At 63.6% G+C, this 12372-nt stretch carries 6 protein-coding genes; 1 reads left to right on the top strand and 5 read right to left on the bottom strand.

The window, feature by feature from the left end; translation table 11 throughout:
- The 5 genes from SC1_RS00185 to gdhA all read right to left on the bottom strand — a co-directional run bounded on the left by SC1_RS00185 (position 1) and on the right by gdhA (position 11203).
- Positions 1 to 4341, bottom strand: coding sequence for a hypothetical protein (locus tag SC1_RS00185; protein WP_238586513.1), 4341 nt, complete (start codon positions 4339 to 4341; stop codon positions 1 to 3).
- A gap of 115 nt (positions 4342 to 4456) precedes the next feature.
- Complete coding sequence (locus SC1_RS00180) at positions 4457 to 6388, bottom strand: hypothetical protein (RefSeq protein ID WP_238586512.1); 1932 nt, start codon at positions 6386 to 6388, stop codon at positions 4457 to 4459.
- A 3-nt stretch (positions 6389 to 6391) separates the two neighbouring features.
- Positions 6392 to 8365 (bottom strand): heme-binding protein, encoded by a 1974-nt coding sequence (locus SC1_RS00175; RefSeq protein ID WP_062175996.1) that lies wholly within the window; start codon positions 8363 to 8365, stop codon positions 6392 to 6394.
- Between the two features lie 4 nt (positions 8366 to 8369).
- Positions 8370 to 9797: a multiheme c-type cytochrome gene (locus tag SC1_RS00170; protein WP_062175993.1), complete on the bottom strand. Its 1428-nt coding sequence runs from the start codon at positions 9795 to 9797 to the stop codon at positions 8370 to 8372.
- Positions 9798 to 9847: 50 nt separating this feature from the next.
- A complete protein-coding gene (gene gdhA, locus SC1_RS00165) occupies positions 9848 to 11203 on the bottom strand; it encodes an NADP-specific glutamate dehydrogenase (protein ID WP_062175989.1) in 1356 nt (451 codons plus the stop codon).
- 158 nt (positions 11204 to 11361) lie between these two features.
- On the opposite strand from gdhA, the gene SC1_RS00160 reads away from it, so the two are divergent.
- Positions 11362 to 12288, top strand: a complete 927-nt coding sequence (locus tag SC1_RS00160; RefSeq protein ID WP_062183221.1) for a hypothetical protein — start codon at positions 11362 to 11364, stop codon at positions 12286 to 12288.
- The last annotated feature ends 84 nt before the right edge of the window (positions 12289 to 12372 follow it).

Genomic DNA, 12372 nt, shown 5'->3' with positions numbered 1-12372 from the left:
CTAGTTCGCGTAGAGCAACGGCGGTCGCCAGGAATTCTGGTCGACTTCGTCGCGGACCTTGTAGACGATCCCGCGGCTGTTGAGGAACAGCTTCTCCATTTCGGGCCGCGTGAAGGGGCGTGAGCCGAGGCGGCCGAACACCGCCATCTGCCCGCCGGTCTCGTCAACCGCGCGGTCGCGGTCGAGGCCCTTCGACAGCGCCAGCGCCGGCGACGGGGTCTTCGCCCATGCGATCAGCTCGGGTGTCGGTTTGGGTGAGAAGCCATAGAGGCCGGGATTGTCGGGGCTGGTGAGCTGCAGCACCTTGATGCCGTTCCGCCCGTCGGCGACATAGCCGAACAGCGACGCATTGGTCGATGCGACGATCACATCCTCGGCATCGGTCAGCGCGCCGCCAAAGGTCAAGCCCGGCCAGACGACCGGCGCCGCGGGGCGCGTGACGTCGACGATGACGAGCCCGTCCTGCTTCGCCGCGACATACATATAGGTGCGCGCGAGATAGATTTTGCGCGCATTCGCAAGGCGTATCGTGCCCGCGGGCACCGCGACGGGCTGTGCCAGATTGGTGACGTCGAACAGCTTCACCCCCTCGGCGTCGGTGACCCAGAGATAGCGGAACTGCACCGCGCTCGCGCGCGCGTCGGTCAGCGGCAATTGCGCGGTGACCTTCGGCTGGAGCGGCGTCGACAGGTCGAGCACGACGAGCCCGGCGTCGGTGGTGATATAGGCCATGCTGCCCGCCAGCGTCACATGCCGCGCGCCGGCGAGCACATTGCCCTCGTTCCAGGTCAGCGCGCGCTTGAACTTGTTGTTGCGGAACTCGGCGTCGGCGAGCGTGTCGATGTCGACGAGCACGAGCCCTTCGATGCTGTCGGTGATGACGGCATAGCGATAGATGTCGTGCATCACCTGTTCGTGGTTCTCGGGGAAATTCTTCACGATATTCTCGTTGCGCGAGACGCTGATCGGCTGCGTCGTCGCAATCGCCATGCACGTCGCATTCTTCGTCTTCACATGCGTATTCTGGCCGAGCGGCGAGAAGGGCGCGCGGATGATGCGTTCGGAGAAGCCCTTGTTGCCGATCGACGCAATGTCATAGACGCGGAACCCGCCCCTGCCTTCCGCTACGAACATATATTCGCCGCGCTGCTGCAGGCAGTTCACCCGGCCGCTCGTGCCCTGAACGATATTGGCGAATTCCTCGAGCGCGTGTGTTTCGCCCGAACCATCCTTGTCGAACGTCTTGCCGCGCACCCAGTTTTTGAGCTCGCGTCCATTCTGTTCGACGTGCAGCTTCCAATAATCGGGATAGGCATATTTCTGGAGATAGGAGCCGATCACCGCCTGCGGCTCGTCCCATTCGGTGACGCGCGTGGCCTGGAAACCGCCTTCCATCCCCGACCACACGTTGAGCCCGACGAAGTTGACGAAATTGGTGCCGAGCAAATTGAGCTGCGCCATGATCGCATTATTGTCGTCGGCCGCCGACAAATGGCAGTCGGAGCATTGCTTCGTTTCCGAACGCCGCACCGTATGCGGGAAGTGCGGCGCGAATGCCTGGCTGGAATAGCCCGCCGACGAGATCGGCGGCTGCTGGATATAGATGCGTTCGCGGTTGATGTTCGTCGATGACAGGACGAGCGCCGAGGTCGACCGCACCGGGGTGATGATACCGCGCGCTTCGCCGTTCGGGCCGGGCTCGCCGGGCTTGGTCAGCTGATGGCGGCCGAGCTGGAACATTTCATCACGCGCCACCTGCGGGTTGTAAGTCGCGAAATTGCGCGTCTCCTCGCCCTCGAAATGGTGCATCTTGGTTTTCCAGTTCGCCTCGATGGGCAAATGGCAACCGCCGCAACTCGTCGTCCATGACAGGTGGCAGGTGAAGCAGGTCATCTTATCTTCGCCGTGCGCGCGATCTTCCTTCGCGACCCCCGGACCCCATTCGAACTTGCCGTCGTCGGCCCCCGCGCGTGCCATCAATTTGGCGCGCGCCGCCTTGGCGTTGAAATGTGGCCCCGGCGTCACCGCCTGCTTGACGAGGCTGACCTGCCATTCGAGCTTGGGATCGACGATCGATCGCTGGATCAGCCCGATCACCTCGGCATCGTCATTATATTGGAATTCGAAGCGGCGGCGCCCATCGGGGTTGCGCAGCAGCGCCAGATTATTTCCCTGCGGCCGCGCCGCGACGTTCGAGGTGAGCAGGTTCGGGAAAGCGTCGGCGGTGCCGTGGCAATCCTTGCAGCTGATCTCGACCGCATTCGCGACTTCGCCCTGGATATAGCCATTGCCATGGCTATCCTGCGCGAAGTGACAATCGGCGCACTGCATCCCCTTTTCGGCGTGGATGTCCATCATATGGACCGCCTTGCCGGGGTTCAGCCCCGGCGGAACGAACTTGCCCTCGACGCCGGGACGGCCCGGGTCGGCGCTCGACAGGCAGAGGTCGCGTTCCTTGGGATCGCTGTAATGGCTGCAGCTCTTGCGCCACTTTTCGGGGTCCTTCGGATCGATGATGTTCGCGGTGTCGGTGCCATAGGTCGACATATTGCCGTCGGCAGTCAGCAGATTTCCGTTGCGGTCGCGCTTGAAGATGCCGCGGAAGTTCCAGCCATGGCCGTGATAGTCGGCGAACTGCGTGTCCTTGTTGCTGTCGTTGACGTCATAGACGTCGCGCAGAAACTCGACATCGGCCCAAAGCCCGCGCGTCGCCGCGCCTTCGGGATTGCGTTCGAGCACCTTGTGGACTTCGGCCGCGGTCGGATAGCGCTGCTGCTTGTATTTCTTCTGATATTCCTCCTCGCTCATCCCCGGCGGGCGCGGCGCGGTGTTTTCCGGCCCCGGCCACATTTGCGGCGCGTCGGATTCATAGTCCCACATCGTGTAGCCGAGGTATGAGTTCAGGAAGATGTTCGGCTGGTGCATGTGGCAAGTCATGCACTGCGCGGTCGGGATCGCGCGCGTGAAAGTGTGGCTGATCGGATGGCCCGATTCCCGGCGTTGTTTCGGCGGTTGCTGTTGCGGCCCTGCGGCAGCCGCCACCGGATCGATCAGCGAACCATGTCCACCGTCGCTGCCATGGCCGTCGTTCGGCGCCATATGCGATGCGTCCGAATGGCCTCCGCCTGCGGGCTTTTTCTCGCCCCCATGGCCGTCATCATGGCCATCGCCGCCGGCCCGGAGCTTTTCGCGGATCGTTGGATCGACCGTGTCGGTCTCGCCGTCGCGGCCGAATTTGGCATAGGTCAGGCTGTGCCGCGGCTCGCGGTCGTTGGCATAGATGACGTGACAGCCCGAACAGCCCGAGTGGCGATAGTCGCCGGGCTGATCGTTCGTCCCCATGAACCACATCAAGGGATCGTTGAGGCGCGTCTTGTGGATGTTGAGGACGGGGATCGAGACGCGCAGGCCGGTGCCGGGTCCACGGTTCGACTGTTTGAGGTCGGGACGCCCCGGCTCCTCGAGCCGCTGGATGCTGCCGGTCGGGTTCGGCAGCCCGATTTCGGGGAATTGCGTGTTGATGTTGCGCCCGCCGCGTTCGAACACGCGGAAAACGTCGCCGGGCGGAATGACGCTCCAGCGCGGCAGTGGGTACATTTTCGCGAGCGCGCCGCGCTTCTTTTCTTCGTCGGTCAGTATCTTGTCGAACCCGAAGCTCGGCTTGCACGCTTCCTTATATTCCTCCGCGGTCAGCCGCGACGAAGGCGACAGGACGCACGCGGGGGCGCCGGTGCGGGTATAGGCCTCACCGAACACATAATTCTTATACGGCACGATGCCGTTGTTATACGCCGCCCCGCCCCACAGCATCGCGCCGGTCGACATCATCGACCGCTCGGTCGCCTCGATCACTTCGAGGTGGCACGAACCGCACGCCTCGCGCGCGACGCGATAGTCGCTGGGGTTCACGAAACGGATGAATTCGGGCGATTCCTTGTTGAGCAATGTATAGCTGCGCTCGGGGTTCGCCGAGCTGTCGTGCCACGCGCCGGGCAGGGTCGGCTGCGGATGCGCGAGCTTCATCACCGCCTTGTTCGTCGGATGCTGATAGCCGAGGCTGGGGGTGCCGCGCTGGGTCGCGTCGCCACCATGGCAGTCGGTGCAGCCAAGCCGGACGGCGGGGCTCGCGTGCATCGACGGTTGGTCGGTGCGCGTGTGGCAGCTGTAGCAGCCTTCCGATTTCTGGACGACCTCGGCTTCGCTCTGCTCGCGCGGCGCGGGCGGCGTGAAGCGATATTCAATCTTGAGCGGCTTTTCTTCCTCCGCGGCGCGGCCAACGCTCGCGCCAAAAGCGGCGCACATCGTCACGAAGGCGATCAGGGCGAAGAGTTTGCGCAGCATCATTTGCCCCCCATCCCGTTCGCATCGAGCGAAGTCGAGATGCCGTGAGAGCACGCGCTTCGGATGGGCGTCTCGACTTCGCTCGACGCAAACGGATGAGAGAAGAACAGCGCCATCAGAAACTCACGATCACATTGGCGAGGACGGAGACATAGGCGTCATTCTTTTTCTTGTTGTCGAACAGATCCTTGAACCCCTTGCCCGGCACCAGCACCGCGGCGCTGAGGCGACCGACGATATTCTGCGTCGCCTTGGGCCGCCAGATCGTCGCGACCGACAGGTCAAAGCCGATGTCCTTGGGGATCGATCCCTCGGTGCGCAGCGCCTGCAGCGACGACGTGTTTTCGAACCACAGATGGTTGAAATTGGTGCTCACGCGAAATTCGGGGGTCAGGTCGAAATCGGCGCCCGCGCCGATGAATACCGTGCCCGGATTGTTGAAGTTCGACTGCCCCTCTTCCTTCGATGAGCGCAGCGAGTTCAATATGCCGTTGCGCCCACTGATCGAAATGACGCGGCCGCCGCCCGCAAAGGGGATCGTCTGGCGGATCCAGTAGCTCGTATCGGCGCCGCCGAAGATCGGATTTTCGAAGATCGCGTCGAAACCGCCCTCGGTCTTGTTATACGGATTGCCGTCACCGGTCGCATAGAGCCCCGACAGGCGGAAGCGCATCCAGTCATGGTCGTAGCTGAGCTCGACCGCACCGAAGCCCGCACGGATTTCGGCGGGCTTGCTGGTGAAAAAGCTGTTCCGGTCCTCGCCGAGCGCGGCATAGAAGCTGGCGGTGACGTTGATCCGCCCGATCCGACCATCGGCGCTGTAACCCAGATAGGCGACGTCATATTCGCGCCCGCGCAAATCGCCGAGCAGCGCCGGGCGCACCGGAAAGCCATTATGGTCGATCTGAACGTCATTTTTTTCGCGGTTCATATTATAGGTCACGCTGACCTGGCTGGTCAGCCCGACGACCGGGAAATCTTGGCGATAGAGATTGGCGGTGAGGACGAAATCGCTGCGCGGTGACTGGGTGATATCGTTGAGGCCGCTGTTGGTGTCTTTTTCGAGCCGCCAGAAGGCCGCAAGATTATATTGGAAGCGATTGTTGTCGCGGTTGCCGAACAGGCGGATGCCGAGCTGGCTGTCGTTGAACAGAAAGCCGCGGAAATCGCTCTGGAACGGCTGGATGCCGAGGCGGATCGAATAAAAGTCGAAGCGGTCGGACGTGTTGCCGAGATGCTTGTCGACGAACAATTCCTGCACCCCAAGGAAACTGTCGTAACGATGGCTCGCCTTTGACGGGCGCACGTCGAGAACGCGCCGTTCGGGCACGTCGACATAATTGGCCTGATAGGCGAAGGTGGCGCGATATTCGATGTCGGGCGGCTTGAATGCCGTCGAACCCTTGATCAGCGCGGCCCCGACGATGAACGTCTGCGCAAAGACGAAGCTGCGATCCTTGCCGAACACGTCAAGGCTACCCGGTCGCTCGGTCGTCTGGACGCCGACGGGAATCGGAAAAGTGCGCGGTTCGAACACCGTGTCGGACACCGCATTGCCGACGAAGAACCAGTCGTCGCCCTTGATCGGCAGCCATTTGACCTTGCTGCGGTCGATCGCGCGGTCGCCCTTATAGGTGTTCTGATGATAGGGATCGAACCAGCGTTCCTTGACGACGCCCAGCGTTTCGATGAGGCGCCAGCGATCGGGAAGCGGCAGCTGATCCTCCATCCCCGGAAACGCCTGCGGCGGCGGCGGGCGCAATGCGCCGACATTGTCCTGCGTCAGCGCATCGGGCAGGTCCGGGCGATAGCCAGGACGGCGGCGGCCTTCGATGATGTCGGTGACAAGGTCGTCCTTGACCATCTCCTGCCAGTCGACGGGCGGCGGCGGCGGAGTCAGTTCTTCGGCCTGCTGTTCGGCCGGCGCTGCATCGCCCAGGACCGGCGGCCCCTCAGGCGTAGGAGGCGGCGGCAACGCCTCCGCTCCCGGCGCGCCCTGCGCCGCGAGTGTCGCGATGACCGGCCAAAGGCTGCCGCCCGTCATCATCGCCTATAGCCCGTCACAGACATTCTGGTTCGCCGTGTCGAGGAACGGCGCGAACGGGCAGCTGATATAGCGGAGGCGAACCCCGGCGCCGACATTGACCACGACGTTGTCCGACCGGATCGCCTTGGGCGCATTGCCGATGCCGCCGATGCGCGCACCGCCATTATGCGCGCCGAGGAAGCTGATCATATCATCCTGATCGATGCCGTCGCCCGACACGCCGATCGCGCCGACCAGTTGATTGCCGCGATAGATGGGGACCGATCCCGGAAAGATCTGGATGCCGTTTTGCAGCCGGTTCTGCCCCGCCGCGACATCGGGCAGGGTCGTGCAGCGCGCGGGGGTATCGGTCGGGCTGGCGCCCGACACAAAGCCCAGATGCGCGCCGAGATTGCCGATGATCAGCGCCGATTGCAGCCCGGTCGAGAAGGGATTGAACTGCGCGATCGGGCGCGACAGCGGCCCTTGCGGACGGCCGACCTCGCCATCGGGGAAATAGGGGCGCGCCAGATTGCCGACCGCGCGATCGGCATAAGCGACATTGCCGGTGAGCGCTACCGGACTGTTCAGGAAGGTCCGCGTCGCGGTGACGAACTGGCTGACGTCGGCGCTGGCATTGGCGCTGAGCTCGGCGCCTGCCTGTGCGTTCGAGAAGAAGGCCGCCGTGCGCGCCTTTTGCAGACTGACATCGGTGCCGAAGATCGGCGCGTCGGGCGAACGCACGATGCCCAGCACCGATCCGTGCGTGTCGACGATGCTGATCGTCACCTGCGCGCGGCTGTCGAGCGGGCGGCGGATCTGCGCGCGGGCGCGGCTCATCACCGCAAAGGCTTCCTCGAGCACCGCGCGCGCCTCGGCCTGCGTCAGCGGCGCGCTGTTCGTCGCGCCGTCGGTGCCCGCGCGCAGCGGATAGCGGTTGGTGCCGCTGCCGTCGGTGAGGACAAAGGCGTCGCGGTTCGAAAATTCGGCGGCGGTCGAGGCACGGATGCCCGAGGCTTCGCTGCCATAGGTGATCCCCGCGGTCACCGCGGCATTGGCATAGCCGATCACCGCAACCAGATTGCCTGCAACGCCGTTGAGGCTCGCAAAGCTGGCGCTGCCGCTGCTCATCACTCCGGCAAAGGTCGCGTCGGAGAAGCGCAGCGACGTGCCGTCGACGGTGATCTTGTCGGCGGTGATCGTGCTGGGCGCCTCGAACCCGCGGGTGCCTGCGAGCGCGATAAATTCTTCGGGATCATTGTCGATGTTGAGGATGTTGGAATCGCTGCCGTAAATCCCGTCGCCCATCACCCCGACGCCGCCGACGAGCACGCCATTTTTATAGAGCGGCAGTCCGCCCGGATCGGCAGCAAGGCCGAGCGGTGAGCGTTTCGGACCGATCAGCGCGGCGTTGCCCGCCGCCCCGAAGCGCGCCGACAGGTCGCTGCACGGGAGTTGACTGAACTGCACCCCGAACAAGGGTCCGCTTTCGAGGCCGACGGTCGTGGGAGCAGGCGGAAAATGTTCCTGGACGATCTGGCTCGCCGTGCGGGTCGAGAAGGCATTGCCGCCGCTCGACAGATAGGCGCCGGTCACGGCTTTCGCGATCGCGCCGCCCTCGGCGGGAAAGGTCACATTTTGCGCGTCGATATTCACGCCATTGGGAGCGGGCGCGGTCGTCGCGGTCGCGCGCGCTCCATTCATGCGAAACACGCCAAGCACATTGCCGACGCGATCGGTCACCGCAATCACCGACGGCAGTCCGCGCGCCTGTGCCTCGGAAATCGCCTGCGCGAGCACGCGTTCGACGTCGGCCGTCGTCAATGCTTCGGCGGCGGGCGGCGTGTAGACCGTCGTCGGCGTGGGCGTCGGGGTGGGTGTCGGCGTCGGGGTCGGCGTGCCGCCGCCGCCTCCTCCGCCACCGCCGCAGGAGGTGAGGAGAAGCGCGCCCATCGCAGCTACGGCGGCCGAACGGAAGAGATGGGTCTTGCTTTGCATGATCTTATCGCAGCGCCCGGATCGCGCTGACCGCGCTGCCAAATGACGCCTGAAATTCGGTCGGCTTATAGGCATTAGGGTCCTTCACCGCGGCATAGGCGCGGTCGATATCGCCGCGAATGCCCGCCGCCGCACCGACGGTGACACGCCCCGACGACACCATGGCGTTGAGCAAAGTATCGACGCCCATCACCGCCTGCTGCGACCCCGAATAATCGGTGTATCGATCGTTGATCGCCTTCGCCGAAATCGCATCGACCATCGCAAAGGCGTCGGCGCCCGAGAAGCTCCGCGACGCAAAGGCGCTTTTGAGCGAAGCGACCGTCTGCGACAGCTGCGCCGCCGCCGCGACCGCGCTGGCCCGGTCGGTCGCCATCGCCTTGTGGAACGCCGCGGTGCGCACCGCGAGTTGATCGGCAAGCGCCGGCGCCGCGAGCCGCGCCGCGGCGGCGAGCATGATCAGATTCTCGTCATTATAGGGCGGCATCCCTTCGGGGATCGAGCGCCCGGGGTTGTTCACGCTGGTCTTGACCGGCTTCGCCTGATCGAAAATGCGGCGGTGGCAGCTATGGCAATCGAGGAAGTAGAATTCGGGGAACATCCCCTCGGTCCCGCGCTTCGTCTGGAACAGCGCCAGGCTGCGTTCGAGCGCGGTTGCCTGTCCGACCGCCCACATCTGGACATGATCGGTGCGCCGGTTCGCTGCCCCGAATTTGCGCCAGCCATAATCCGCATCTTCCTGATGATGCGCCTGGAGCGACGAGAAAAGATCGAGTTCGAACGCGATGCGCGGATGCCCAGCCGCCATGATGCGGTGGGTGACGAACTGGCCGTCCGCGGCCGAACCGAAGTGGCAATCAACGCAGACGCCTGCGCGCACGACCGGGTCCTCGAGCTTCTTCAAACCAGCCGACAGGTTCGCAAGATGCTTGTCGCGCATTTCGCGGTCGGGATCGGCGTTGGTTCCGACCCCCGCATAATGGCTGGCGAGCCATCCGCCCGCCGGGCCATGGCAGGATTCGCACCCGACGCCATCCTCGGCCGGGACGGCGCGCGCGACGCCCGCCGTGCTGTGGCAACCGAGGCACATTTGCGCCTTCGCCGGGTCGCCGATGCCGAGGTTGCGCGCAATGAACTGGCTACGATTATTGCTCAGCACCGCCCAAGCGCGGCTGTGCGCGCCACCGGCGGTCGAGGGTTCCTGCCATTTCATCAGCTCGTCCTGGCGAACGACGGTGCCGTCGCCTTCCATCCGGCCGTGACAGGTCGAGCCCGCGCAGGAGGCAACGCCGGTATAGCGCGCACCGCTTTCGCCCTGCGATTGCGCGGGGGGTGCGAACACGAACGCCGCGATGGCGAGCAACATCAAGCCCAAGGCGGCAAAAGCCGCCCAAGCCCGATCGCCGCGCTCCTTCCCAGCGTGCGTGGTCATCGCAGTACCCCTTTTCCCCAGCCCGGCGCCTTTACGCCTGATGCTGATATTTACACCACCCCAAAAGCCAGCATGGCGTCGGCGACTTTCTTGAAGCCCGCAATATTTGCGCCCTTCACATAGTCGATATAGCCGCCGCCGCGGTCACCATAGGTCAGGCAGCTTTTATGGATGCCGTCCATGATGTCCTTGAGCATCTGTTGCAGCTCGGGTTCGCTCCAGGCGCGGCGGCCGCTGTTCTGGCTCATTTCGAGCCCCGACACCGCAACACCGCCCGCATTGGCGGCCTTGCCCGGTGCAAACATGATCTTCGCATCCTTGAACACATGCACGCCTTCGAGGTTGGTCGGCATGTTGGCGCCTTCGCTGACCGCGATGCAGCCATTTGCGACAAGCGCCTTGGCGTCGTCGCCGAGCAGCTCATTCTGCGTCGCGCACGGCAGCGCGACATCGCATTTGACGCCCCATGGGGTCTTGCCCGCCGTGAAGCTCGCGCCCTTGAACTCGTCGCAATATTCCTCGATCCGGCCGCGGCGATGCGTCTTGTGCGCTTTCACCCAGTCGATCTTTTCCTGCGTGATGCCGTCGGGATCGTGAATGAAGCCGCCCGAATCGGACAGAGTCAGCACCTTGCCGCCGAGCTGGACGATCTTTTCCGCCGCGTGCGTCGCGACATTGCCCGAACCGGAGATCACCGCGGTCTTGCCGACCAGATCCTGCCCTTTCGCCGCGAGCATGTTCGCGAGGAAATAGACTGCGCCATAGCCCGTCGCCTCGGTGCGGATCAGCGAGCCGCCCCATTCGAGCCCCTTGCCGGTGAGCACGCCGGTGAATTCGTTGGTGATCCGCTTATACTGGCCGAACATGAAGCCGATTTCGCGGCCGCCCACGCCGATGTCGCCCGCAGGCACGTCGATGTCGGCGCCGATGTGGCGATAGAGCTCGGTCATGAAGCTTTGGCAGAAGCGCATGATCTCGCGCACGCTCTTGCCCTTCGGATTGAAGTTCGATCCGCCCTTGCCGCCGCCCATCGGCAGCCCGGTCAGAGCATTTTTGAACGTCTGTTCGAATGCCAGAAATTTGAGCACGCTTTCTGTGACGCTCGGATGAAAGCGAATCCCGCCCTTGTACGGGCCGATGGCATTGTTGTTCTGGACGCGCCAACCGCGCTGAACGCGGATATTGCCATTATCATCTTCCCAGCAGACGCGGAAAGACACGACCCGGTCGGGTTCGGCAATACGCCGCAGGATTTGCTGTGCGTGATATTCTTCCTTGTCGGCAATGAAATCGAAGATGTCCTCGGACACCTCCTGCACCGCCTGGACGAACTCGGGTTGCCCCGGGTTACGTTTTTTCACGCCTTCCATGAACGTCGAAAAATCGACGTGATCCGAAACTGCCATGCACCCCTCCCCTGTATGACTGGGAAAGCCGGTGCGACCCCTGACGATTTTATCGTTGACCGACCTTGTATGCCAAAGGCTACACCATCGCCAAGCAAAGGCAATATGACAGCGCGCACACTCCGTATTTTTTCGCGGCGCGCACAAAAGGGACAAAAATGAGCGACAGCAAGGGCATGACAGGCGCAAACCGGACAATCCTGATCGCTGCATTCATATTGCTGGCGACCGCCATCGGCTATGCAATTTGGCGCGATAATGGAGCCGCAAACCCCGATCCCGTGATCGAGAGCGGGGCCGCGCCATCCGACCAGATCGCCGAATTGGAAGCGCGGACGAAACGCGAACCGAACAGCGCCGAGGCATGGACAGCGCTTGGCGCGGCGAAATTCGATATGAGCGATTTCTCCGGTGCCGCCGCCGCCTATGAAAAAGCCGTTGCCTTGTCAGCCGAATCGGCAGGCCTGTGGTCGGCGTTGGGCGAAGCGCGCGTGATGGGAAGCGACAGCGACCCGATGCCTGCCACCGCGCTCGAAGCCTTCAAAAAGGCAATTGCGCTCGATGCAAAAGACCCGCGCGCACGCTATTTCCTTGCTGTGAAGAAGGATATCGGCGGCGATCACAAAGGCGCGATCGACGACTGGTTCGCGCTGCTCGCCGACACGCCACAGGGCGCACCGTGGGAGGCCGACCTCCGCCGCACGATCGAACAGGTCGGGCAAATCCACAAGATCGACGTCGCGGCGCGGCTTGCAAGCACCCAGGCTAGGCCGCTGACCGCTAATGAAATGCCGGTGGCGGCGCGAGCGATTCCGGGCCCCAGCCGCGCCGACATGGAAGCCGCGTCACAGCTACCCAAAGGCCAACAGGACCAGATGATCGAAGGAATGGTGAGCGGGCTCGAAGCCAAGCTGAAAGCCAATCCGGCCGACGTCGACCGCTGGATCATGCTGATGCGCAGCCGCATGACACTGGGCGAGACGGCGAAGGCGGCACAGGCGCTGAAGGACGGGATTGCGGCGAACCCTGCGGCGGCGGGACGCTTGAAAGCGCAGGCACAGATGCTCGGCGTACCGGGAGCTTAAAAAACCGGATTGGCGGGCGGTTTCGAAAGCCATAGACTGCCCGTGCTGCGGGGGGCGCAAAAACATAAGGTCGCCGCGGCCCAA

The sequence above is a fragment of the Sphingopyxis sp. C-1 genome (assembly GCF_001047015.1).
Lineage (GTDB): Bacteria > Pseudomonadota > Alphaproteobacteria > Sphingomonadales > Sphingomonadaceae > Sphingopyxis.
Note: the sequence above shows the minus strand (reverse complement) of the source record. Positions and strands in the feature narration are given on the sequence as shown.